Source organism: Streptomyces sp. NBC_00683, from assembly GCF_036226745.1.
Classification (GTDB): domain Bacteria; phylum Actinomycetota; class Actinomycetes; order Streptomycetales; family Streptomycetaceae; genus Streptomyces.
In genome coordinates this window covers 6,940,740-6,964,555 of record NZ_CP109013.1, presented here as the reverse complement: position 1 = coordinate 6,964,555, position 23,816 = coordinate 6,940,740, and the positions used below count along the sequence as shown (strand labels likewise).

Sequence of the window (23,816 nt, the reverse complement as noted above, 5' to 3'; positions counted from 1 at the left end):
TGATGCTCCTCGACACCGCTTCCCTCTACTTCCGCGCCTACTTCGGCGTCCCGGACTCGGTGCGCGCACCGGACGGCACTCCGGTCAACGCCGTGCGCGGGCTGCTCGACTTCATCGCCCGGCTGGTCCAGGACCACCGGCCCGACGACCTGGTCGCCTGCATGGACGCGGACTGGCGGCCGCACTGGCGGGTCGAGCTGATCCCCACCTACAAGGCGCACCGGGTGGCGGCCGAGACACCCGAGGGGGTCCCGGACGAGGAGGAGACCCCCGACACCCTGTCCCCGCAGGTCCCGATCATCGAGGACGTCCTGGACGCCCTCGGCATCGCCAGGGTGGGTGTCGCCCCGTACGAGGCGGACGACGTGATCGGCACGCTCGCCGGCCGGGCCACCGGCCCGGTGGACATCGTGACCGGCGACCGTGACCTGTACCAACTGGTCGACGACTCCCGCGAGGTGCGGGTGCTGTATCCGCTGAAGGGCGTGGGCACCCTCCAGATGACCGACGAGGCGTGGCTGCGGGAGAAGTACGGTGTCGACGGCGCCGGCTACGTCGATCTCGCACTGCTGCGCGGAGACCCGAGCGACGGCCTGCCGGGGGTCCCCGGCATCGGCGAGAAGACCGCGGCGAAGCTGCTGGACGCCTACGGCGATCTGGCCGGGATCATGGCCGCGGTCGGCGATCCGGCCTCGAAGCTGACCCCGTCGCAGCGCAAGCGCCTGGACGAGGCGCGGGACTACGTGGCGGTCGCACCGAAGGTGGTCCGGGTGGCCGGCGACGTACCGCTGCCCGAATTCGACCCGGCACTCCCCGACGAGCCGCGCGACCCGGCGGCTCTCGAGGCCCTCGCGGCCCAGTGGGGCCTGGGCGGCGCATTGCAGCGCCTGCTCGTCACACTCCAGGCGTGAAAGTGCTAACTTAGGCAAACCTAAGTACCGAGGTTCGCTACGCACCCAGAGCAGGGAGTCCCTTGTGGCAGAGCGGCAGGAACGCCGGGCACCGACGGCGCAGGGGGCGCAGGTCGTGCGCACCGAGCAGATCACCCCGCACATGGTGCGGGTGGTTCTCGGCGGCGACGGCCTGGCGGGCTTCGAGCTCGCGGGGTTCGCCGACCACTACGTCAAGCTGTGCTTCGCGCCCGAGGGCGCGGACTACGCGCACCCCTTCGACATGGCCAGGATCCGCGAGGAGTACCCGCGCGCTCAGTGGCCCACCACCCGTACGTACACGGTGCGTTCGTGGGACCCGGCCGCCCGTGAGCTCGCCATCGACTTCGTGGTGCACGGCGACGAGGGCCTCGCGGGTCCGTGGGCGAGCCGGGCACAGCCCGGCGACCAGGTGACGTTCCTGGGCCCCGGCGGCGGATACGGGCCGCAGGCCTCGGCCGACTGGCACCTGCTCGTCGGCGACGAGAGCGCGCTGCCGGCGATCGCCGTGGCCCTGGAGCAGATGCCGGCGGGCGCGCTGGTGCACGCCTTCGTCGAGGTCGCGGACGCCGCGGAGGAGCAGAAGATCGTCACGCCCGACGGAGCGGTGGTGACCTGGCTGCACCGGGGTGACCGTCCCGTCGGAGAGGCTCTCACCGCCGCGGTGAAGGGTCTTGAGTTCCCCGAGGGCGAGGTGCAGGCCTTCGTCCACGGCGAGGCGGGCTTCGTGAAGGAGATCCGCCGGCACCTCCGGCTGGAGCGCGGGATCCCGCTCGGTCAGCTGTCGATCTCCGGTTACTGGCGCCTCGGCCAGAACGACGACGCCTGGCGCTCGGTCAAGCGCGAGTGGAACGAGCAGGTCGAGCGCGAGCAGGAGAACGCCGCGTAGCGAGCCCGGCGCACCCCTGCGGCCCGGTCCCCGTCATCGACGGTGGCCGGGCCGTGCGACGATTCCGGCCCACCGACCAATCCGTACGGCCGCCGGCTTCGAATCACCCAGGAAACCGATGCGTGCCCTGGGAGGAACATCCGCGTGAAAGAGGCCGTATACATCAGCGGGGCACCCGCGCCGGGGCCCGATCTGCAGGCGCTGCTCGTCATGGTCGCCCGTGGGGACCAGGACGCCTTCACCGAGGTGTACGACATGGTCAGCGGGTCGGTCCTCGGCCTGGTGCGCAGTGTCCTGCGCGACCCCGCCCAGTCCGAGGAGGTCGCCCAGGAGGTGCTCGTCGAGGTGTGGCGCACGGCCGCCCGCTTCCAGCCGTCCCGGGGCAGTGCCATGAACTGGGTGCTCACCCTGGCCCACCACCGCGCCGTCGACCGGGTCCGGTCGGCCGAGGCGAGCGCGGCGCGGGAGCACAGGGCCGCGCTGCTGGACCGCACGCCCGACTTCGACGAGGTCTCCGAACAGGTCGAGTCCCGGCTGGAGAGGGAACAGGTCCGGCGCTGCCTGCGGACGCTCTCCGAGCTCCAGCGGCAGTCCGTGACCCTGGCGTACTACCGGGGGCTGACCTATCGGGAGGTCGGCGAGCTGCTCTCCGTACCACTGGGAACGATCAAGACCCGGTTGCGCGACGGGCTGATCCGGCTGCGCGACTGCCTGGGGGTGAACGCATGAGCACCGCCGATCTGCACACGCTGACCGGGGCCTATGCCCTGCATGCCCTGCCGGAGGACGAACGCCTCGCGTTCGAGCGGCACCTGGATGCCTGCGAGGCGTGCGCCCAGGAGGTACGGGAGCTGTCCGCCACCGCCGTCCGGCTCGGGCTCGCGGTGTCCACCACTGCGCCGCCCGCTTTGCGCGACCGGGTGCTGCGGGAGATCACGACGGTACGGCAGGAGCCGCCGGCCGACGGCCGGACCGGCCGCGCCGGTGCCCCCGCGGGCCGGGCGGGCCGCTGGTCGACGTACGCGCTGGCCGCCTGTGTCGCCGCCGCTGCCGCGTTCGGCGGGGTTGCCGTGTGGCAGAACCAGGTCGCGCAGGACGCCCGTCAGGAGGCGGACCGGGCACAGCAGCAGAACGAGCAGCTGGCCCGAGTGCTCTCGGCCCCGGATGCCAGGACCGGATCGAGCGACCTGAAGGACGGCGCCCGCGGGGCCGTCGTCGTCTCCCAGAGCGAGAACCAGGCGGTCTTCCTTGCCTCCGGCCTGGCCCGGCCGCCCGGCGGCAAGGTCTACCAGCTGTGGTTCAACGACGACGGGACCATGCGGTCCGCCGGTCTGATGGACCCCTCGGCGCCGGACGACGCCGTACTGCTGGACGGGCCGGTCGACGGGGCGTCCGGCATGGGCATCACCGTCGAGCCGGCGGGTGGATCCGAGCAGCCGACCTCGGCGCCCGTGGCCCTGATGGATTTCCCGGGCGCCTGAGTCGGAGCGAGAGGCCCCTGGGCGCGTGCGCCCAGGGGCGGTTCAGCGTTTCCTGCCCGGCGGCCACGGGAGGAATCCGCTGGTACGGGCCCGGTAGTCGTCGTAGCCGGGCCGTCCCGCCATGTGCCGCTCCAGCAGCGCCTTGCCGCTGCCCTTGATCAGCAGGAGGCTCATCACCACGGGCGCCACGAGGGTCGCCGCCGCGACCGCGGGGTCGGAGCACACGACGAGGAACAGCCCCCACCAGACGCAGAAGTCGCCGAAGTAGTTCGGGTGCCGGGTCCAGGACCACAGTCCCCGGTCCATGATCCGGCCCTTGTTCGCCGGATCGCTCCTGAACCGGGCCAGTTGCCGGTCTCCCACCGCCTCGAAGCCGAGCCCCACCGCCCACAGCGCGGTGCCCGTCCAGGCCCACCCGTCCAGCGGCCCCGGCAGGTAGTAACCGGCCTGTACCGGCAGGGAGATGAGCCAGACCAACGCCCCCTGCAGCAGGTACACCTTGCGCAGGGCGTACAGGTCGGGACTGCCCGGCGCCTTGGCCAGCATGGCCGCGTACCGCGGATCCTCCCCGTGGCCCCGGCCCCGCCGTCCGATGTGCACGGCGAGCCGCAGCCCCCAGACGACGGTGAGCGCGGTCACCAGGAGCCTGCGCGCCTGGTCCCCGTCCTGCGCCGACATGGCGTAGGAGACGAGGGCGACGGCCGCGAAGCCGACGCCCCACGCCACGTCGACGATCCGGTGCAGGCGCCTGCGCAGGGCGATCAGGAACGTCACGAGCATGACGGCGAGCGCGGCACCCGCCGCCGCGGCCAGGTTCTGGGCGAATGCCCCCCAGGCGAAGCCGTTCACCGGCCGGACCCCGGGCGCGGCCCCGCGATGACCGGTTCGGCGGGTACGCCACCGTCCTGTCCGGCCGCGGCGCCGAGGCCCGTGTGCCAGTCGTGGCGGGTGGCGGGCAGGCCGGCCGATCCTTCCGCGTCCGGCCGCACGGACAGGATCTGGTCGACCCCCATGCGCCGTTCCTCGAACGCCAGGGCGCCCCCCACCAGGTAGAGCCGCCACACTCGCGCGGTCTCCTCGCCGACCAGGGCGACGAACTCGGGCCAGCGCTCCTCCAGGGTCCGGTGCCAGGCCTCGACGGTCAGCACGTAGTGCTCACGCATCGACTCCACGTCACGTACCTCCAGCCCCGCCCCTTCGAGGAGTCCGACCGTCTCACCGAGCGGGCGCATGTGCATGTCCGGCGCGATGTACGACTCGATGAAGGCCCCGCCGCCCGGAGCGGTGGAGCCGCGGGACATCTGCTGGACCAGGGCGCGCCCCCGCGGCCGGAGCACCGAGTGCAGCAGCGCGGTGAAGGCCGGGTATTCGGCGTCCCCGACGTGTTCCCCCATCTCGACGGTGGACACGGCGTCGTACCCGCCCTGGAAGCCGGGCAGGGCGGCGACGTCGCGGTAGTCGCAGGCGTGCACCTCGACGAGATCCTCCAGGCCGCGCTCCGCCACCTGGCCGCGTACGTACGCCGCCTGCTCCTTGGCCAGCGTGACCGCGGTGACGCGGACCCCGTGCCTGGCGGCCGCGTGCAGCGTCAGGGACCCCCAGCCGCAGCCGATGTCGAGGAGCCGTGCCCCGGGCCGGAGCCCGAGCTTGCGGCAGATCAGCTCCAACTTGTCGCGCTGGGCGTCGGCCGGTCCGTAGTCCGGCCCGGTGCCGGTCCAGTAGCCGCACGAGTACGCCATGGTCTCGTCGAGGAGCAGCGAGTAGAACGCGTTGGACAGGTCGTAGTGGTGACTGATGGCCGCACGGTCCCGGGCCCTGCTGTGCAGTGCGCCGCTGAGCCCGGCCCGGGCCGCGGGGACCGGCGGGCGGGGGCCGACCGCTCCGAGGCGCAGGGCGGTTCCGGCCGCACGGAGGCGGTCGGCGACGCCGGGGCGGGGCAGTTGCACGCCCTGCTCCCGTGATGCGCGGCGCATGGCGCGCAGTCCGGCCGCGAGGTTGTCTGCGATGTCGATGTCACCGGTGATGTAGGCCTCGGCCAGGCCCAGTTCGCCCGGCTGCCAGAGGAGGCGGCGCAGCGCCCTGCGTGAACGGACATGCACCGTGGGTGCGTCCTCGGGGCCGGTCTCGCTGCCGTCCCACATCCTGATCCTGACCGGCGGCGGCCCACCGAGGAACTGCTCGATGACCGGCGCGATGCGCTGCGCGGCCCCGTACCCCGGGGTGTGGGTGATGGTGTTCACGCGGTGTCCTCACGGGTCAGGAGAATCTGCTGCACGTCGAGGTAGCCGGACCGGAATCCGGCCTCGGAGTAGGCGAGGTAGAAGGTCCACATGCGCCGGAATGTCGCGTCGAAGCCGAGGGCGCCGACCTGGTCCGCCCGCTCCTCGAAGCGCTCACGCCACAGCCTGAGGGTCTCGGCGTAGTGCATGCCGTAGGTGCTGCGCTGCCTCGTCCGCAGGGCCGTGTGCGCGGTGGTGACGCGCTCGATCGACTCGGTGGAGGGGAGTAGCCCGCCCGGGAAGATGTACTTCTGGATCCAGGTGTGGGTACTGCTGCTGGCCTGCATCCGGTCGTCCGGCATGGTGATCGCCTGGAGCGCGATACGCCCGCCGGGGGCGAGGCAGCGGTCCAGCGTGCGGAAGTACGCCGGCCAGAACTCCTGGCCGACGGCCTCGATCATCTCGACGCTGACGACCGCGTCGTACTCCCCGGTGACGTCCCGGTAGTCGCACAGCCGCACGTCCACGCGGTCCTCGTGGCCGGCCTCGCGGATCCTGTCCCTGGCCAGTTCCTGCTGTTCCCGGGAGAGCGTCAGCGTGGTGACGCGGGCGCCGCGAGCGGCGGCACGGAGGGCGAGTTCGCCCCAGCCGGTGCCGATCTCGAGCAGCTCGGTGCCCCCGGCGACGCCGGCCATGTCGAGCAGCCGGTCGATCTTGCGGTGCTGGCCGGCGGCCAGCAGGTCGTGCTCGGCGGGGAATCCGCGGAAGACGGCGGAGGAGTACGTCAGCGTGTCGTCGAGGAAGAGGGCGAACAGGTCGTTCGACAGGTCGTAGTGGTGGCTGATGTTGTCGCGCGAGCCCTCGGGGGTGTTGGCCTGGGCGGCGGGCTGCCGCGGTGCCCACAGTCTCCGCAGCTTCTGCAACGGCGCGGGGACGAGGTCGGCCGCGTTGCCGGCGAGGACCGTCAGGACGCCGACGAGGTCCGGCGAGTCCCATTCGCCGGCCATGTACGACTCGCCGAAGCCGACCAGCCCGCTCACGCCGATCCTCCGGAAGAACGCGTCGGGCCGCCGGATCTCCATGAGCGGCCCGCCCAGTCCGATGCTGTCGCGGCCGGCGAGCCGGGCGCGCAGCGGGAGCCGTGAGAGGGCGTGCCGGACGAGCCGTTCGGCTACGGCGGTCCTGACCCCGGACGCCCGCGGCTGGGCCGCGACATCGGGCCATCTGTCCGGGTCGACGTCTGTGAGGGAGGCCGTGGCGCCTCTGACCTGGGCCGGAATCCTGCCGCTGCGGGCGGGAGCCATGGGCGGGGCTGAGGGAGTGGGAGAGGTGGGCACCTTCACTGCATGCCTTCCTGTGTGCGGTGACGGGGACGTGGCTGCACGGGCAGCCGGCGCAGGAACAGCCGGATGCCGTGCAGCCTGATGGCGGCGGACACGACAACGGTGGAAAGGGGGTGGCGGAGGAAGAGCCGGAGCAGCTGGGCAGGCGTACCGGGGCGCCGCGTTCCCCGTACGGTCGCCGTGAACGGACGTGTTCCCGCTCGCTCCAGATGGACCGTCAGGTTCAGCCCACCGTCGGGCTCGGGCAGCCGCATGCGGTAGTCGCCGTCCACGGGGAAGAACGGCGACACGTAGAACTCCTTGCCGGTCACCGCCCGTTCGGCCGCGTCCGGGTGCAGCAGGTAGCAGTGACGTTCCCCGTAGGTGTTGTGCACCTCCGCGACCACGCAGAGCGGCGTTCCGTCGGGGCGGTGGCACCAGTAGACGGTCAGCGGATTGAAGACGTGGCCGAGGACCCGGGCCTGGGTGAGCATGGTGACGGTGCCGTCGGCGAGGTCGATGCCCCGGGCGGTGAGGAACCGCTCCAGCCCGGCCCGGATCGTGGGTGCCGTGCCGCCGAAGTGGTCGCGCGCGTCGAAGCGGGCCAGCGGGCGCAGGACGGCCGGGAGCCGTGGCGGCCGGTCCGGGTCGATCAGCCACAAGTAGCCGCGGTGCCGCAGGTCGTACCGGCGGGGCGCCGTGCGTACGTGGGTGATGGCGCACGGATAGAGGGCGCTCACCAGTTCACCCCCAGAGCGGCGGCCGCCTCGGCTCCGGAACGGCAGCCGTCCTCGTGGAACCCCCAGCCGTGGTAGGCCCCGGCGTAGGCGGTGACCGGTCCCGAGAGGGCCGGCAGCCGACCCTGGGCTGCGACCGATTCCGGGGTGAAGACGGGGTGTTCGTAGACCATGCGGGCCCGGACGAGGCCGGGGTCGACCCTGTCCGCACCGTTCAGCGTGACGACGAACCCCTCGGGGGCGTCCAGCCGTTGGAGCCGGTTCATGTCGTAGCTGACGGTGACCCGGTCGGCGTCTGCCGCGCAGGACGGCATCAGGTAGTTCCACGAGGCCGCGGCGCGCCGGCTGCGCGGCAGGACCGCGGTATCGGTGTGCAGCAGCGTGGGGTTGCGAGAGTAGCGGAAGGCTCCGAGGGTGCGCCGTTCCTCGTCGGTGGGGTCGGCGAGCAGGCGGAGCGCCTGGTCGGGGTGGGTGGCGACGACCACCTCGTCGTACTCCTGCGTGGCACCGTCCTCGGTGACGATCTCCACGCCGTCGCTGTGCCGGCGGACCGCCCGCACGGGAGTGGAGGTACGCACGGAGTGCACCTGCTTGGCGATGCGGTCGACGTAGGCGCGCGATCCGCCGGTGACGGTCCGCCACACCGGTGACCCGCCGATCGAGAGCATTCCGTGGTGGTCCAGGAACCGGAAGAGGTAGCGGGCCGGGTAGTGCAGCGCGGTCACCGGGTCGCAGGACCAGACGGCGGAGACCATGGGTGTCAGGAAGTGGGCCGTGAAGTACGGGGAGAAGCGGCCCCGGGCGGCGAACTGCCCCAGGGTCATGGCGGACGCGCCGTCGTCCCGGGCGAGCAGGGCCCGGGCGGCCCGGTGGAATCGGGGCACTTCCGCGAGCATGCGCAGGTACGGGCCCCGCAGGACGGCGCCCGGCCGGGCGAACAGTCCCGCGGCGCCCCGGGCGCCCGCGTACTCCAGGCCGCAGCCCTCGCAGCGCACGGACATGCTCATCTCCGACTCCTGGGTGGCCACACCGAGTTCGTCGAAGAGCCGGAGCAGATGGGGGTAGGTACGCCGGTTGTGCACGATGAACCCCGAGTCGACGCGGTGTATGCGGCCGTCCGAGGAGGTCAGGTCGTGCGTGTGGGCGTGGCCCCCGACGCGCTCGTCGGCCTCGTGGAGTGTCACGTCCCGCGCCCTGCCCAGGACGTACGCGGCGGTCAGCCCCGCCACTCCGCTGCCGACCACGGCTGTGCGCCGCCGGTCCGTTGTCATGGGTGTTCCTTCCGGTGTTCCACGGCTGACCGGGGCTCGCCGGAGAGCCCCTCAGAGGTCATTCGGTGCAGGTCGGCACGCGGATTGGCCGCTGCCCGAACTTCCTTCGACCGGGTGAACGACCAATCCGCGGGGCCCCCGGTGCCGAACTCCTGGTGTGAGCACAGACCGATACGTTTCGCAGAAGGACGGGGCCTCCGCGTCCCGGGGATCCCGCTGGGCACGCGCCGCGTTCGCCGCGCTCAGCGGTCTGATCGCCGGGTTCACCGCCCTGTGCGTGGCCGAACTCGTCGCGGCTGCCGTACGTCCCGAGGCGGGGCCGGTCACGGCGGTGGGCGGAGCGGTCATCGACCGGACTCCCCCTGCCGTCAAGGACTTCGCCGTACGGAACTTCGGCACCGGCGACAAGCTGGTGCTGCAGTTCGGGATCCTCGTACTCCTGGCGCTCTTCGCCATGGCGGTCGGGGTCCTCGCGCTGCGGCACCGGCGGAGCGGCGCTGCGGCTGTACTGGTCTTCGGTGTGGTCGGCGCAGTCGCGGCGGCCGGGCGGCCGGAAGGCCGTCCGGGTGACGCGCTGCCGTCGGTCGTGGGCGCCGTGGTGGCCGCGGGGGTCCTGTACCTCCTGGCCGGACGGCTCGCGCCGGCAGCCGGCCCGTCTCCCGCGGCGGGTGAGACGGACGGCGGGGCGCGGGGTGCCTTCGACCGCCGCGGATTCGTGATCGCGGCGACCGCTGCCGCGGCGGCCTCGGCCGGTGCCGGACTCCTGGGCCGTCGGCTCCAGGCGTCCGAACTGGCCGGGGTCTCCGCCTCACGCGGCGAGATCGCACTCCCCGCACCCGCCTCACCGGCTCCCGCGGTACCCGAGGGCGCCGATCTGGGGATCCGGGGGCTGAGCTCCTTCGTCACGCCGAACAAGGACTTCTACCGGGTGGACACCGCCCTGGTGGTCCCGCGCGTCGACGCCGACCGGTGGCGGCTGCGGATCCACGGCAAGGGGGTGGCGCGACCCGTCACCCTCGGCTTCCAGGACCTCCTGCGGCGCGAACTCGTCGAACGGGACATCACGCTGACCTGCGTGTCCAACCAGGTGGGTGGTCCGTACGTGGGCAACGCCCGGTGGATCGGCGTACGACTGGCCGACCTGCTGGGCGAGGCCGGGGTCAAGCCCCCGTCGAAGGGCGGGCCCGCGGACCAGATCGTGGCGCGTTCCGTCGACGGGATGACGATCGGCACCCCGGTCGAGGCGGTCATGGACGGCCGCGACGCACTGCTCGCGGTCGGCATGAACGGCGAACCCCTGCCGTTCGACCACGGCTTCCCCGTCCGGATGGTCGTTCCCGGTCTGTACGGCTACGTCTCGGCCTGCAAGTGGATCCGGGACATCGAACTCACGACGTTCGACGCGTACGACGCGTACTGGGTCGAGCGCGACTGGTCGCGCGAGGCTCCCGTCAAGACCCAGTCACGCATCGACACGCCCCGCCCCTTCGCCTCCCCGCGCGCGGGCACCGTTCCCGTCGCCGGCGTCGCCTGGGCCCAGCACCGGGGCATCGCCCGGGTGGAGGTCCGGGTGGACGGCGGCGCGTGGCACACCGCACGGCTGGCCGCCGAGGCCGGTCGTGACACCTGGCGCCAATGGGTGTGGGAGTGGCCGGCCACGACCGGCCACCACACCCTCGAGGTCCGCGCGACCGACCGTACCGGCGTCACCCAGACCGACAAGCGTGTCGGCACCGTGCCGAACGGTGCGACCGGATGGCACTCGGTGGTGGTCGACGTGTCCTGACCGCCCGGCCCTCCACCGATCCCTCTTCCTTTCCCCTTTCCCTTTGTTGATCGACAACCCTCACAGGAGAACACCATGAACAACCGTCACCTCCGCCGCGTCGCCGTCGCCGTCTCCGCCGCCGCCCTGCTGCCGCTGGCGATGACCGCCTGCTCCAGCGACTCCGACACCGCGGCGTCCGGCTCCGACTCCGGTGCGGACAAGGCCGCGTCGAGCGCTCCGGCCAAGGAGACCCAGCCCATGGACGAGCCTTTCGGCCCGGCCTGTGCGACGGTCCCGAAGGACGGCGCGGGCTCCTTCAAGGGGATGGCCCAGGACCCGGTCGCCACGGCGGCGTCGAACAACCCGGCGCTGTCCACCCTGGTCACGGCCGTCAAGCAGGCCGGCCTCGTCGACACCCTGAACAGTGCGGAGAACATCACGGTGTTCGCCCCGACCAACGACGCCTTCGCCAAGATCCCGAAGGCCGACCTGGACAAGCTGCTCGCCGACAAGGCCGCGCTCACCAAGGTGCTCACCTCGCACGTCGTGGGCGAGAAGCTGGCGCCCTCGCAGCTGGACAAGGGCTCCTTCGACACTCTGGCCAAGACGCAGCTGACGACGTCCGGTTCGGACATGACGTACACCGTGAACGACTCCTCGAAGGTCGTCTGCGGCAACGTCCCCACCTCCAACGCCACGGTCTACATCATCGACACCGTCCTGATGCCGGCCGCCTGACGTTCCCCCTTGCTCGTACGCTGACCGTATGAGCAGAACGGGCCCCGAGGGCCGCACTCCTGGAACGAACGAGCCGGGGAAGGCGGCCCGGAGGGACCGGGCCGCCGGTGCCGTGGTCGGCTCCGCGGCCGGCGACGCACTGGGCGCCCCCTTCGAGTTCGGGGCGCCCGGCGTGTTCGGCGCCCGCTTCCCGGACGGCGTGGGGACGCTGTGCGGGGGCGGGGGCTGGGATCCGGGCGAGGCGACGGACGACACGCAGATGGCCGTTCTCGTCGGCGAGTCCCTGCTGGAGAACGGCGGTCTCGAACTCTCCGACATCTTCGCCCGGTTCAGGCGCTGGGCGGCCGGCGAACCCAAGGACATCGGGCTGCAGACCGAGGACGTCCTGACGAGCGGTGATCCCTAGGACCTGGCCGCAGCCCTGCACTTCCAGGTCAACGCGCGTGCGGCGGGGAACGGTTCGCTGATGCGGGCGGCCACCTCCGCGGTGTACTTCGCGCGACAGGGACGGGCGGCGACCATGGACGCCGCCCGCCGTATCGCGGCCCTGACCCATGGCGACCGGGCCGCGTGGGAAGGGACCGCCGTCTTCCACGAGCTGGTGCGCGCGGCCCTGGACGGCGACGATCCCCTCGCCGCCGTACCCGGCGCCCTCGCCGAGGTGCACGGCGACCACCGGGACCGTTGGGCGACCGTCCTCGCACCGGACTGGCATCCGGACCACGCGACCGAGTTCAACGGCGCGGTGTGGCCGTGCCTCGGCACCGCGCTCTGGGCACTGCGCACCACCTCCGGCTTCGAGAGCGCGCTCGCCGCCGCGGTCGACGTGGGCGGGGACACCGACACGGTCGCGGCGGTCACCGGCGGGCTGGCGGGAGCGGTGTACGGGCTCGGCGCCGTCCCGGAACGCTGGACGCGAACCCTGCATGTGCCGCTGCCGGGGTACGGGGACCGGGTGCTGCGGGCCGCGGACCTGGTGTCACTGGCCGACCGCCTCGACGGAAACGCAGGAATCCACCGCCAGAAAACCTACACATAAGGGACATATAAGAGCACACTGGCTGGAGGGACGATGACCGCGCCATCCGTACCGCGGTCGCCCTTCCAAGGTACGAAGGAGACGATCTCATGAGTAACGTCTCGCACAGGAGTGACCTGTCGGGCCATCCCGATGTCGATGAGATGCGGGAGCGCCACGACCGCGTGATGAGCGGCGGCGGCCGCAGTACCGCTCTCGCCGACGCGCCTGTGTTCCTCCTCGGTATCTACTGCGCCGTCTCGCCCTGGGTGCTGCACTTCACGGCGAGCCAGCCGGCCCTGGTGACACACAACCTCGTCATCGGTATCGCGATCGCCGTCCTGGCACTGTGCTTCACCGCCATGCCGGAACGGATGACCGGCATGAGCATCGCCATCTGCGCCCTGGGCGCCTGGCTGATCGTGTCGCCCTGGATCGTGGGCTCGAGCCCCGATATGGGCGTCATCCTCAACAACGTGATCGTCGGCGGCCTGGCTGTCGTGCTGGGGGCGGTCTGCGCGGGCCTCGCGGTGATGAACAGGAAGACGTAGCGGAGAGGACCGCGAACGCAATAAGAGGACTGCGGACGCGCAAAGTGGCCACAGGCACGAACACGCCTGCGGCCACTCCGCTGTTGTTCCGACCCGGCTGCGTCACCCGGCCGGGATCAACCGTCCGGGATCACCCCACGGAGCTGTACGCCACCACACCCCGCAGTACCCCGTCGACGGCCTTGTGCGCGTTCTTCGCCACCGAACTCCCGTCCCGGGGCGCGGCGGCCGCGATCTGGCCGAGCACGTCGATGACCTGCTTGCACCAGCGCACGAAGTCGCCGGCCGGCATCTCCGCCTCCCGCAGCACCTCGTCCAGCGTCCGCCCCGAGGCCCACATGTAGACGGCCCAGGCGAAACCGAGGTCGGGTTCGCGCTGGCCGACCCCCTCCGTCTGGCTGATCTTGAAGTCCTCCTCCAGGGCGTCGAGCCTGCCCCAGATGCGGACCATCTCACCCATCGCCGTCTTCGCCGGACCGGACGGCAGCTTGGGCGCCACCGCGTCGTCCGCCTGACGCGACTCGTAGACCAGCGCCGACACGCACGCGGCGAGCTCGGCAGGGTTCAGCCCCTCCCAGACGCCTTCGCGCAGGCACTCGCTCGCCAGCAGGTCGAGCTCGCCGTAGAGCCGTGCCAGCCGCCGGCCGTTGTCCGTGACCTCGCTGCCCCGCAGATAGTCGAGCTCGGTGAGAAGCGCGACGATGCGGTCGAAGGTGCGGGCGATCGTGTTCGTCCGCCCCTCGATCCGGTGCTCCAGCTGCCGGGTGTCTCGCTGCAGCCGGTGGTACCGCTCCGCCCACCGCGCGTGGTCCTCACGCTCGTCGCACCCGTGGCACGGGTGCGCGCGCAGCTCGGTACGCAGCCGGGCGATCTCCCGGTCGTCGGCCGCAGCGGCCCGCTCCTTGCGGTGGCGTCGCGGATCGATGTGCCCGGCCTTGCTGCGCAGCGCGGACGCCAGATCACGGCGCGACTGCGGGGAACGCGGGTTGAACGACTTGGGGACCCGCATCCGCTCCAGTGCCTCCACCGGCACCGGGAAGTCGATGTGGGCCAGCCGCTTGACCTGACGCTCGGCGGTCAGCACCAGGGGGCGCGGCCCGTCGTGGTACTCCAGCCCGCGGTGCCCGTTGGTGCGCCCCCCGGGCAGGCCCGGGTCCAGCACCAGCGCGAGTCCCGCGAACTTGCCGGTCGGCACATGGATGATGTCACCGGGCTTGAGCTTCTCCAGCGACGACGCGGCAGCGGCACGCCGCTGCGCCGCACCCTGCTTGGCCAGGTCCGTCTCCCGGTCCTTGAGGTCGCGGCGCAGCCGCGCGTACTCCTCGAAGTCCCCGAGATGGCAGGTCATGCCCTCGCGGTAGCCCTCCAGTCCCTCCTCGTTGCGCTGGACCTGCCGGGAGATGCCGACGACCGAACGGTCCGCCTGGAACTGCGCGAAGGAGGTCTCCAGCAGCTCGCGCGACCGGTGCCGCCCGAACTGCTGCACGAGGTTCACGGCCATGTTGTACGAGGGCCGGAAGCTGGAACGCAGCGGATACGTACGGGTACCCGCGAGTCCGGCGAGCGCGCCCGGGTCCATGCCCCGCTGCCACAGGACCACCGCGTGGCCCTCGACGTCGATGCCTCGGCGCCCGGCCCGCCCGGTCAGCTGCGTGTACTCGCCGGGAGTGATGTCGGCGTGCTGTTCGCCGTTCCACTTGACGAGCTTCTCCAGCACCACGGAGCGCGCCGGCATGTTGATGCCGAGCGCCAGGGTCTCCGTCGCGAAGACCGCCTTGACCAGGCCGCGGACGAACAGCTCCTCGACGACCTCCTTGAAGGTCGGCAGCATGCCGGCGTGGTGCGCGGCAATGCCCCGCTCCAGGCCTTCGAGCCACTCGTAGTACCCGAGGACATGGAGGTCCTCGGGGGGAATGGACGCGGTCCGCTCCTCGACGATCTCCCGCACCAGACGGCGCTTGTCCTCGTCGTTGAGCCGCAGCCCCGCCTGCAGGCACTGCTGGACGGCCCCCTCGCAGCCGGCCCGGCTGAAGATGAACGTGATGGCGGGCAGCAGCCCCTCGGCGTCGAGCCGGTCGATGACCTCGGGCCTGGCCGGGGTCCAGATCCGGCTGCGCTGACGCCGCTCGCGCTCGCGGTCGGCCTCGCGCACCATCTTGCCCCGGCGGCGCTCGCGCGGGTTGTATCCGCGCTGGTTCTCCATGCGGGCGAGCCTGACGAGGTCGGGGTTGACCTCGCGCCGTCCGGTGCCCCGGCCGCCGTGGTCGGTCTCCTCCTCGAAGAGGTCGTACATCCGCCGGCCGGCCATGACGTGCTGCCACAACGGAACCGGCCGGTGCTCGGAGACGATCACCTGGGTGTCACCCCGGACGGTGTCCAGCCAGTCGCCGAACTCCTCGGCATTGGACACGGTCGCCGACAGCGACACCAGGGTCACCGACTCCGGCAGGTGGATGATCACTTCCTCCCACACGGCGCCGCGGAAGCGGTCGGAGAGGTAGTGCACCTCGTCCATCACCACGTAGCCGAGGCCGGTGAGGGACTGGGAGCCCGCGTACAGCATGTTGCGCAGCACCTCGGTCGTCATGACGACGACGGGTGCGTCCGCGTTGACGCTGTTGTCCCCGGTGAGGAGCCCGACCTTGTCCGCGCCGTAGCGCCTGACGAGGTCGGTGAACTTCTGGTTGGAGAGCGCCTTGATCGGCGTGGTGTAGAAGCACTTGCGGCCCTGCTCCAGGGCCAAATGCACGGCGAATTCGCCGACGATCGTCTTGCCCGACCCCGTGGGGGCCGCGACCAGCACCCCCTTGCCCGCCTCCAGGGCCTGGCAGGCCTCGATCTGGAACGGGTCCAGTCCGAACTCGTACATCTCGCGGAAGGGCCCGAGGGCGGTGGCCTGCTCGGCCGCACGGACCCGGGAAGCCTGGTATCGCTCAGCTGGTGAGAGGTCCTCTGTCATCTTGATACGAGCCTACCCGCCAGGTATGACAGTCAGCCCGATCTTTAAATTCACGACGAAAGGACCCTCACGGCGCCCGGTACACAGGTCGCGGTGAGGGGCAGCGCCCCCAGCGGCTCGCCGTCGGCGTACGCGGTGACACCGGCTGCGGCCAGCTCGATCGAGGCGACCCGGTGCACGGTGACCTGGGGGTGGTCGAGATGCGTCCCCCTGTAGACCTTCGGGAACACCTTGAGCAGGGTGGACCGGCTGCAGTCCCCGACCACGGTGACGTCGAAGAGCCCGTCGTCCATGACCGCGTCCGCGCAGATCCGCATGCCACCGCCGTACGTGGACCCGTTGCCGACGGCGATCAGCGTCGCCTCGATCTCGCGCACCGGACCTCCGTCCAGCCGGATCCGGTACGGAATCGGCCGGAAGGCCGCCAGTTCGGCGAGGATCGCCAGGTCGTACTTGAACCGTCCGCCCCAGCGCATCCGGTTGCCGCGGTCGTTGACCCGCGAGTCGAACCCGGAGGCGAGCACGGAGCCGAACCAGCGCTCGCCGACCCGGCCGAGGTCGATCTCGCGCTCCGTCCCCGCCTTGAGCGCCTCTGCGGCCAGCCGTCCGGCCGCGGCCGGATCACGGATCGGCAGCCCGAGCGCGCGGGCGAAGTCGTTGCCGGTGCCGACCGCGACGACGCCCAGCGGTGTCCCGGTCCCGGCGACGGCCTGGAGGGCGAGGGACATCATGCCGTCCCCACCCACGGCTATCAGTGCACCGGTCCCGGCGGCCACGGCCTCGCGGGCCCGCCTCAGGGCGTCGTCGGCATCCTCGCCCAGCACGGTCCGCACGGAGAATCCGGCGTCCCGCAACGCGGAAGCGGCCGGCTGCGCGGCACGCGCGCCCCGGCCGCGTCCTGCGGTGGGATTGACGAAGAGGGTGATCTCGCTGGTCACTGGGGTCCCCTTGGACGGAGTCTGGGGGAGGACCCTACAAGATCAGGTGATGTCGTCGTAACCGTTGAGGCGGTGAGATCGGGCACCGTCCGAATCGACACCGGCCTGCTCGGGCAGGGCTGCCCGTGAGGCGGAGACACCCTCGACCGCGCCGACGTCCTCGGGTGTGAGGTCGAGTTGCGAGGCCTCGTCGTCGTCCAGTTCGGCGTCGGGGTTGCGGCGCCGCCTGCGCTTGTCGTTGAGGAGGGAGAAACCGACCGCGATGAAGTAGAGCACCGCGAGCGGGCCCGCCAGCAGGAGCATCGAGATGGGCTCGCCGCCCGGCGTCGCGATGGCCGCGAACGCCGTGAGTCCGACGAGCATCCCGCGCCACCAGCGCAGCATGCGGGCTCCGGAAAGGACCCCGGTCATGTTGAGCAGGATGAGCAGCAGCGGCAGCTCGAAGGCCAGCCCGAAGACGAGCACCATCCGCGTGATCAGGTCGAGGAAGTCGTCGAGGGGCAGCAGGTTCTTCACGTTGTCCGGCGTGAAGCCGAGCATGATCTCCGCGGTCTGCGGCAGGATCATGTACGCGAGGTAGGCACCGGCGAGGAACAGCGGAACGCCGGCCGCCACGAAGGCCATCGAGTAGCGCTTCTCCTGCTTGTGCAGGCCCGGCGCGACGAACGCCCACAGCTGGTAGAGCCAGACAGGCGTGGCCACCAGCACGCCCGCCATCAGGGACACCTTCAGAGCGATGGTGAAGGGCGACAGCAGACCGTTGGTGGTCATCTCCGCACACGGCCGACCGTTGACCATGGTCACGGCGCCGTTCTTGCAGCCGACCGAGTCCAGGATCGGCTTCATCAGGAACTCGAAGATTTCCTTCTGGAAGAACGCTGCCGCGATCACGGCGATCACGATGGCAAGTACCGACTTCAGCAGTCGGTTGCGCAGCTCACGCAGGTGATCGAGGAGGGGCATCCGCCCCTCGTCGTCCTTCTCCTGCTTGCGGGCAGACTTGAGCAACCCACTTCCCTCGTCTCGTGCGGCAGCTGTCGGTGGAGCGTGTCAGCTGTCAGCTCTGGGTGGTGGGCTTGGCCTCGCTGACCGGGCGGGAGCTGGTGACGTCTCCCGGGGCGGCCTGGATCGTCTTGGCGGGGGTCGGCTGCGGGGTGGTGTCCGCGACGGTCTCCGTCGTGTGCGGCGCGGGATCCGCGTCGTCCTTCTTCATGGCCTTGGCCTCGCTCTTGAGGATGCGGGCCGACTTGCCGAGCGAACGCGCCATGTCAGGAAGCTTCTTGGCACCGAAGAGCAGCAGGATGACAGCGATGATCAGAACGATCTCGAGGGGCTTCAGATTGCCGATCATGTGCGACTTCCTTCTCACTGAGGCGACTGGAGGGTGGGCTCGCTACCCGTTCGACCGGACGTACGTCCGACCTGCGCGCTGGCAGCGATCGTAACCCGCAGGGGTAAACGCGAGGCAATGCCCGTGCATACTCCCGTCGGCGGCCCGCACCTCCCTAGCCTGGGCCGACTCCAGCAGCGTACCCCCCGAACCGGTGAATCCTTAAGGCCGCTCCCCTGCTATCGCAGGGCCTCACCGGTGTCCGCGAGACCGGTGGCCGCTCGTTCGAGATCCTCTGCCGCTCGATTGATCCGCTTCGTGGTGGCCGAAACCTGGTGGCCGAGCCGTTGCGCCTCGATGAAGACCTTGACGGCCAGGATTCCGAGCACGGCCAGGCCGAGGAATCCCAGAGCGATGGCGAGCATGGGCCAGAACATGGACGGAGCCTCGATGTTTTCTCGTTACTGCGGGGCGGTCACCGCAGGGCGGTGTGGAGGCGGAGGGTCCGCACTCCGCCGCCGGTGAGGAGTTCGATGATGCGCTCCCCGGCAGGCTTGCGGACGGCGGAGCCGCACTCGGGGCAGGTGAAGGTGTAGAAGGTCGTGCGACGGCTCGCACCTATCGCGAGGCGCAGGGCACCCGCCGCCAGCTCGAATCTCTCGCGGCAGTCCGGGCAGGCCGCCCGGAACCGGACGGTGGCGGGCACCGGTACCGCTACCGGTCCGGTCTGCCTACTCGATATCGCAGTCATACGGCCTCTGTCTCCTCCGTGTTCCGGTAGCCGCCGCTCAGAGGGCACCGTCATAGGCGGCGAGCGCTTCCCGGGCCGCCGTCCGCGCACTCTGCGCGAGGTCCTCGGGCGCCGTGATGCGCCCTTCTCCGCCCAGCCTCAGGGCGAGCCTGCGCAGCGAGGCGGGGTCGGGGGTACGGAGTGTGATCCGCAGGCCCCCGTCGGGCAGTTCCTCCGCGCTGTCGTGCGGGTAGTACTCGGCGACCCACCGGCCCCCGGGTCCCACCTCGACGACGACCTCCGGGTCCTCGGCCGCCGGCTGCACCAGGCCCTCCGAAAGATCACGCAGTTCGAGCTCCGGCGGTGCGGCCGGGGCGTCGAGCAGCCGGATCTCGGCGACCCTGTCGAGCCGGAACGTGCGCCGGGCCTCGGAGAGCCGGCACCAGCCCTCCATATAGGTGTGGCCGACGGCGAACAGGCGGATCGGGTCCACCTCACGCTCGGTGAGCTCGTCGCGCGCGGGAGAGTAGTAGCGCAGCCAGAGGCGGCGGCGCTCGGAGATCGCGCGGTCGACCTCGGCGAAGACCCCGCCCTCGGACTCGAAGATGACCGAGAGCCGCGAACTGGCCGCCCCGACCTCTCCGGCCGCCGTCTCCAGCTTCGCGGTCGCGCGCACCAGCGCCTGCCGGTCGCTCTCGCGCAGTCCGGGCAGCGTGGCCACGGCACGGGCCGCGACGAGCAGCGCCGTGGCCTCGTCCGCGGCCAGCCGGAGCGGCTCCGCGACGTCGTCCGGGTTGTGCCACCAGATCCGGTCGCCGTCGGTGTCGATGTCGAGGAGGTCACCGCCGCGGAAGCTGGTGCCGCACATGGGGAGTACGTCGAGGTCGGAGATCAGCTCGTCCTCGGTGATCCCGAAGGCCCGGGCGACGTCCTGGACGTGGGCGCCAGGGCGCTCGCGCAGGTACGTCACCAGGGAGAGCATCCGCCTGGTCTGGTCGATCGCGTTCGTGGCCACGAGTACGGGTCCCCTCAGTCCTTGGCCACGGCGCGCAGCCGGTCCATCACATCGGCCCGCAGATCGGCGGGTTCCTCCACGACGACGTCGGGTCCGAACTCGACGAGCCAGGCGTCCAGTCCGTGTCCGTACGGAATCTCCAACTCGTCCCAGCCGTCGCCGAGTTCCCGTACGGATATTGCGCGGGAGCGCAGCGGGTAGCCGGACCCGGCGCGCAGCCTGATCCGGGCGGTCCTGGTCGCGGTCTCCCCCGCCCAGCTCTCCACGGTCTCGCGCACGGTCACCACATCGGGCACCGGGGCCGTGAAGGCCCCGGCCCGGGAGCGGACCCGGCCGGAGATCCTGGACAGCCGGAAGACCCTCTCGGCGCCCCTGTCGCGGTCCCAGCCGGCCAGGTACCAGTGGCCGCGCCAGCACTCGAGCGTCCAGGGCTCCACCTGGCGCTGCTCGGGGCGGGCGGCGTTGGCCTTGCGGTAGTCGAAGGTGACGGGGCGGCGGTCCCGGCAGGCGAGCATCAGCGGCTCGAAGGCGGCCTCGTGGACCGGGATACGGGGTTCGAGGGCGCTGTGCACCTCGTACGCGTCCTCGGCCTCCGGCATGCCCGCGGCGCGCAGCTTCTGCAGGGCGCCGCTGGCGGCCCCGGCCAGCCTTGCCTGCTGCCAGACCTTGGCGGCGAGCCCGAGGGCGGCGGCCTCCTCGGCGTCCAGCGTGATGGGGGGCAGCCGGTTGCTGTCGCGGCGCGCGAGGTAGCCGGTGTCGCCGTCCAGGTTCTCCACGGTCTCGATGACCAGACCGAGTTCGCGCAGATCGTCCTTGTCGCGCTCGAACATCCGGTTGAAGGATTCGTCCGAGCCCGCTTCCATGTAGGCCTCGATGGACCCGCGGAGCTCACGTTTGCTGAGCGGGCGCCGGGTACCCAGCAGACACAGTGCCAGGTTCATCAGCCGTTCGGCCTTGGCAATCGCCATCGACGCCCTTTCTCTACGTGCTACGACCGTCGACCGTACCGCCCCGGGGTGTCCGGACCAAAGCGAGGGCCCGCGCCTTGCGGCGCGGGCCCTCGCTCCTGAGTCCGGACGGATCAGACGCCGACCAGGTCACAGACGAAGATGAGCGTCTCGCCGGGCGCGATGGCGCCGCCACCCGCGCCGCGGTCGCCGTAGGCGAGGTTCGCGGGGATGGTCAGCTGGCGACGGCCGCCGACCTTCATGCCCTGGACGCCCTGGTCCCAGCCGGCGATGACCTGACCGGCACCGAGCTGGAACTGCAGCGGGGTGCCGCGGTTCCAGGAAGCGTCGAACTCCTCGCCGGTGGAGAACGCCACACCCACGTAGTGCACGGAGACGGTCTGGCCCGCCTGGGCCACCTGTCCGTCGCCCTCCCAGATGTCCTTGATCTCCAGGTCGGCCGGCGGCTCGCCACCCGGGAAGTCGATCTCGGGCTTCTCGATGCTCACTGAACTGCTCCTCTAAATGATGAACTGGGCAACCGGGACAGTCTTACATCTTTGTCAGGATGTCCACGGACCACACGAGCGTCGAGTTGGCAGGAATGGTCTGCTGCGCCTCGTTGCCGAAAGCCTGGTCCGGCGGGATGACGAGCAGCACGCGACTGCCGACCTTCTTGCCGACCAGCCCGTTCTTCAGACCCTTGACGGTGATCTGGGCCAGCGGGAAGGTCGCGGTCTTGCCCGTGTCGTAGGTGCTGTCGAACTTCTTGGCACCCTTCCACAGGAAGGCCTCGTAGTTCACGACGATGCTGTCGGTCTCCTTGACGACGTCCCCGTCGGACTCCAGGACGTAGTTGGAGACCAGCTTCTTGGGCGGGTTGCCCTTCGGGAACGTGACCGTCGGTGCCTTGCCGTCGGTGTTCGTGCCGACCTTCGGCAGGTCGATGTTGTCCTGGGCGACCGGTGTGCCCTTGGCGGACTTCGGAACCTGCGTCGCCTTCACCACGTCGACGACGAAGACGAGGGTGGCGTTGGGCTTGATGTCTCCCTGCCCCTGCGCGCCGTAACCGAGCTCCGGCGGGATGACGAGCTGGACGCGGCTGCCGACCTTCTGGCCGACCAGACCCTTGTCCCAGCCCTGGATGACCATGCCCGCACCGAGCGTCAGGTCGAAGGGCTGGCCCTTGTCGAAGCTGTTGTCGAACGGCTTGGTGGAGTCCCACGCCTGCCCGAGGTAGTTGACCTGGATCGCGTCGCCGTTCTTGAGCTTCGCGCCGTCACCCTCACTGATGACTTCGGTCTTCAGCTCCTTGGGCGGATCGCCCTCACCCTTCGCCAGGGTGGGCTTCTCGCCGAATTTCGCTCCCGCGGTGATCGCGGGGTTGCCCTCGGACGAGGCGGAGTCGGAGGCCTTGTCGTCGCCGCATGCCGCTGTGGACAGCAGCAGAAGGGGGACGACGAGAAGGCCGGCAAGTCGGCGCACTGGTTCCTCAGATCTCAGACGGCACGTGAATGGGTCCCCGACACTCTAGGCCGAGCGAAGGGCCCCGCACGAGGAACGTACGGGGCCCGGTCGCCTGCGGGGCGGGAGATCTCCCGTCCGGATCACATACCCGCGATCAGTTTCTCCACCCGTTCGTCGACGGAGCGGAACGGGTCCTTGCACAGCACGGTGCGCTGCGCCTGGTCGTTGAGCTTGAGGTGGACCCAGTCGACGGTGAAGTCCCGCCGCTGCTCCTGGGCCCTGCGGATGAAGTCACCGCGCAGCCGTGCCCTGGTCGTCTGCGGGGGCACCGATTTGCCCTCGAAGATCTTCAGGTCGTTGCAGATGCGGGCGGTCTGGCCCTTGCGCTCCAGGAGGTAGTAGAGCCCGCGCCGCCGGTGGATGTCGTGGTAGGCGAGGTCTATCTGAGCGACCCTCGGGTTCGACATGGTCATGTTGTGCTTGGCCCGGTACCGCTCGATGAGCTTGTACTTCATGACCCAGTCGATCTCGGTGCCGATCCGGTCGAGGTCCTCGGCCTCGATGGCGTCCAGCGTGCGGCCCCACAGTTCGAGGACCTGGTCGACGGTGCCGGTGCGGATGCCGCGGCGTTCGACGAAGTCGACGGCCTTCTCGTAGTACTCGCGCTGGACCTCGATGGCCGATGCCTCCCGGCCGCTGGCCAGGCGCACCTTGCGCTGCCCGGTGATGTCGTGGCTGACCTCGCGGATGGCCCGGATCGGGTTCTCCAGGGTCAGGTCGCGCATCACCGTGCCCGCCTCGATCATGCGGAGCACCAGGTCGGTCGCGCCGACCTTGAGCAGCATGGTCGTCTCGGACATGTTGGAGTCACCGACGATGACGTGGAGGCGGCGGTACCGCTCCGCGTCGGCGTGCGGTTCGTCCCTGGTGTTGATGATCGGCCGGGAGCGCGTCGTGGCGGAACTGACGCCCTCCCAGATGTGCTCGGCACGCTGGCTGACGCAGTAGACCGCGCCACGCGGGGTCTGCAGCACCTTGCCGGCACCACAGATCAGCTGCCGGGTGACGAGGAACGGAATGAGGATGTCCGCGAGCCGGGAGAATTCTCCGTGCCGGGCCACGAGGTAGTTCTCGTGGCACCCGTAGGAGTTTCCAGCCGAGTCGGTGTTGTTCTTGAAGAGATAGACGTCGCCCGCGATTCCCTCCTCGTGCAGGCGGCGTTCGGCGTCGACGAGCAGGCCTTCGAGAATGCGTTCGCCTGCCTTGTCGTGCGTGACCAGTTCGGTCACGTTGTCGCATTCGGGTGTCGCGTATTCCGGATGCGATCCCACGTCGAGGTAGAGGCGGGCGCCGTTCCGCAGAAAGACATTGCTGCTGCGGCCCCATGACACAACACGGCGGAAGAGGTAGCGCGCCACTTCGTCAGGTGACAGTCGGCGCTGTCCCCTGAACGTGCACGTGACGCCGTACTCGTTCTCCAGCCCGAAAATGCGGCGGTCCATGACTG

At 70.7% G+C, this 23,816-nt stretch carries 23 protein-coding genes and 1 pseudogene; 8 read left to right on the top strand and 16 right to left on the bottom strand.

Going from position 1 to position 23,816, the window contains the following annotated elements; translation table 11 throughout:
- Window positions 1–2: 2 nt before the first annotated feature.
- The 4 genes from OG257_RS31035 to OG257_RS31020 all read left to right on the top strand — a co-directional run bounded on the left by OG257_RS31035 (window position 3) and on the right by OG257_RS31020 (window position 3,299).
- Window positions 3–911 carry a 5'-3' exonuclease gene (locus tag OG257_RS31035; protein WP_329215442.1) on the top strand — a complete coding sequence of 303 codons (909 nt, stop codon included), beginning with the start codon at window positions 3–5 and terminating at the stop codon, window positions 909–911.
- A gap of 64 nt (window positions 912–975) precedes the next feature.
- Window positions 976–1,818 carry a siderophore-interacting protein gene (locus OG257_RS31030; protein WP_329212807.1) on the top strand — a complete coding sequence of 281 codons (843 nt, stop codon included), beginning with the start codon at window positions 976–978 and terminating at the stop codon, window positions 1,816–1,818.
- A gap of 144 nt (window positions 1,819–1,962) precedes the next feature.
- Window positions 1,963–2,547: a sigma-70 family RNA polymerase sigma factor gene (locus OG257_RS31025; RefSeq protein WP_329212806.1), complete on the top strand. Its 585-nt coding sequence runs from the start codon at window positions 1,963–1,965 to the stop codon at window positions 2,545–2,547.
- Window positions 2,544–3,299: an anti-sigma factor gene (locus OG257_RS31020; RefSeq protein ID WP_329212805.1), complete on the top strand. Its 756-nt coding sequence runs from the start codon at window positions 2,544–2,546 to the stop codon at window positions 3,297–3,299. The genes OG257_RS31025 and OG257_RS31020 overlap by 4 nt, the downstream gene beginning before the upstream one ends.
- A 42-nt stretch (window positions 3,300–3,341) precedes the next feature.
- Here OG257_RS31020 and OG257_RS31015 read toward each other — a convergent pair whose 3' ends face one another.
- Genes OG257_RS31015 through OG257_RS30995 form a run of 5 tightly spaced genes read right to left on the bottom strand, consistent with a single transcriptional unit; the run spans window position 3,342 to window position 8,848 of the window.
- Window positions 3,342–4,148: a DUF1295 domain-containing protein gene (locus tag OG257_RS31015; protein ID WP_329212804.1), complete on the bottom strand. Its 807-nt coding sequence runs from the start codon at window positions 4,146–4,148 to the stop codon at window positions 3,342–3,344.
- Window positions 4,145–5,539, bottom strand: a complete 1,395-nt coding sequence (locus OG257_RS31010) for a cyclopropane-fatty-acyl-phospholipid synthase family protein (RefSeq protein WP_329212803.1) — start codon at window positions 5,537–5,539, stop codon at window positions 4,145–4,147. The genes OG257_RS31015 and OG257_RS31010 overlap by 4 nt, the downstream gene beginning before the upstream one ends.
- The gene (locus tag OG257_RS31005; protein WP_329212802.1) at window positions 5,536–6,822 is read right to left on the bottom strand and encodes a cyclopropane-fatty-acyl-phospholipid synthase family protein; all 1,287 of its coding nucleotides are present in this window, start codon (window positions 6,820–6,822) and stop codon (window positions 5,536–5,538) included. Before OG257_RS31005 ends, OG257_RS31010 begins: the two co-directional genes overlap by 4 nt.
- A 35-nt stretch (window positions 6,823–6,857) precedes the next feature.
- Complete coding sequence (locus OG257_RS31000; RefSeq protein WP_329215440.1) at window positions 6,858–7,583, bottom strand: DUF1365 domain-containing protein; 726 nt, start codon at window positions 7,581–7,583, stop codon at window positions 6,858–6,860.
- Window positions 7,577–8,848, bottom strand: a complete 1,272-nt coding sequence (locus OG257_RS30995) for an NAD(P)/FAD-dependent oxidoreductase (protein WP_329212801.1) — start codon at window positions 8,846–8,848, stop codon at window positions 7,577–7,579. Before OG257_RS30995 ends, OG257_RS31000 begins: the two co-directional genes overlap by 7 nt.
- Before the next feature lie 250 nt (window positions 8,849–9,098).
- Between OG257_RS30995 and OG257_RS30990 the strand changes: the two genes are divergently transcribed.
- From OG257_RS30990 to OG257_RS30975, 4 genes and pseudogenes are all read left to right on the top strand, one after another.
- Entirely contained in the window at window positions 9,099–10,634 is a 1,536-nt protein-coding gene (locus OG257_RS30990) for a molybdopterin-dependent oxidoreductase (RefSeq protein ID WP_443054586.1), read from the top strand.
- 75 nt (window positions 10,635–10,709) lie between these two features.
- Window positions 10,710–11,354: a fasciclin domain-containing protein gene (locus OG257_RS30985; protein WP_329212799.1), complete on the top strand. Its 645-nt coding sequence runs from the start codon at window positions 10,710–10,712 to the stop codon at window positions 11,352–11,354.
- A gap of 28 nt (window positions 11,355–11,382) precedes the next feature.
- Window positions 11,383–12,393, top strand: a pseudogene (locus tag OG257_RS30980) (ADP-ribosylglycohydrolase family protein).
- Window positions 12,394–12,482: 89 nt separating this feature from the next.
- On the top strand, window positions 12,483–12,923 hold the full coding sequence (locus OG257_RS30975; protein WP_329212798.1) for an SPW repeat protein: 441 nt from the start codon (window positions 12,483–12,485) through the stop codon (window positions 12,921–12,923).
- Between the two features lie 130 nt (window positions 12,924–13,053).
- Here OG257_RS30975 and OG257_RS30970 read toward each other — a convergent pair whose 3' ends face one another.
- From OG257_RS30970 to pafA, 11 genes are all read right to left on the bottom strand, one after another.
- Window positions 13,054–15,882, bottom strand: coding sequence for a DEAD/DEAH box helicase (locus OG257_RS30970; RefSeq protein WP_329212797.1), 2,829 nt, complete (start codon window positions 15,880–15,882; stop codon window positions 13,054–13,056).
- 50 nt (window positions 15,883–15,932) lie between these two features.
- Window positions 15,933–16,820: a diacylglycerol kinase gene (locus OG257_RS30965; RefSeq protein ID WP_329212796.1), complete on the bottom strand. Its 888-nt coding sequence runs from the start codon at window positions 16,818–16,820 to the stop codon at window positions 15,933–15,935.
- 42 nt (window positions 16,821–16,862) lie between these two features.
- Window positions 16,863–17,828, bottom strand: coding sequence for a twin-arginine translocase subunit TatC (gene tatC, locus OG257_RS30960; RefSeq protein ID WP_329212795.1), 966 nt, complete (start codon window positions 17,826–17,828; stop codon window positions 16,863–16,865).
- 49 nt (window positions 17,829–17,877) lie between these two features.
- On the bottom strand, window positions 17,878–18,171 hold the full coding sequence (tatA, locus tag OG257_RS30955; protein WP_329212794.1) for a Sec-independent protein translocase subunit TatA: 294 nt from the start codon (window positions 18,169–18,171) through the stop codon (window positions 17,878–17,880).
- 218 nt (window positions 18,172–18,389) lie between these two features.
- Window positions 18,390–18,587, bottom strand: a complete 198-nt coding sequence (locus OG257_RS30950; protein ID WP_329212793.1) for a hypothetical protein — start codon at window positions 18,585–18,587, stop codon at window positions 18,390–18,392.
- A gap of 38 nt (window positions 18,588–18,625) precedes the next feature.
- A complete protein-coding gene (locus OG257_RS30945) occupies window positions 18,626–18,901 on the bottom strand; it encodes a hypothetical protein (protein ID WP_329212792.1) in 276 nt (91 codons plus the stop codon).
- Between the two features lie 37 nt (window positions 18,902–18,938).
- The gene (locus OG257_RS30940; protein ID WP_329212791.1) at window positions 18,939–19,895 is read right to left on the bottom strand and encodes a helix-turn-helix transcriptional regulator; all 957 of its coding nucleotides are present in this window, start codon (window positions 19,893–19,895) and stop codon (window positions 18,939–18,941) included.
- A 14-nt stretch (window positions 19,896–19,909) separates the two neighbouring features.
- On the bottom strand, window positions 19,910–20,863 hold the full coding sequence (locus OG257_RS30935; RefSeq protein WP_329212790.1) for a helix-turn-helix transcriptional regulator: 954 nt from the start codon (window positions 20,861–20,863) through the stop codon (window positions 19,910–19,912).
- Window positions 20,864–20,976: 113 nt separating this feature from the next.
- Window positions 20,977–21,351: an FKBP-type peptidyl-prolyl cis-trans isomerase gene (locus OG257_RS30930; protein WP_329212789.1), complete on the bottom strand. Its 375-nt coding sequence runs from the start codon at window positions 21,349–21,351 to the stop codon at window positions 20,977–20,979.
- Window positions 21,352–21,394: 43 nt separating this feature from the next.
- Window positions 21,395–22,327, bottom strand: coding sequence for an FKBP-type peptidyl-prolyl cis-trans isomerase (locus OG257_RS30925; protein WP_329212788.1), 933 nt, complete (start codon window positions 22,325–22,327; stop codon window positions 21,395–21,397).
- A gap of 122 nt (window positions 22,328–22,449) precedes the next feature.
- Complete coding sequence (pafA, locus tag OG257_RS30920) at window positions 22,450–23,811, bottom strand: Pup--protein ligase (protein ID WP_329212787.1); 1,362 nt, start codon at window positions 23,809–23,811, stop codon at window positions 22,450–22,452.
- Between the last annotated feature and the right edge of the window lie 5 nt (window positions 23,812–23,816).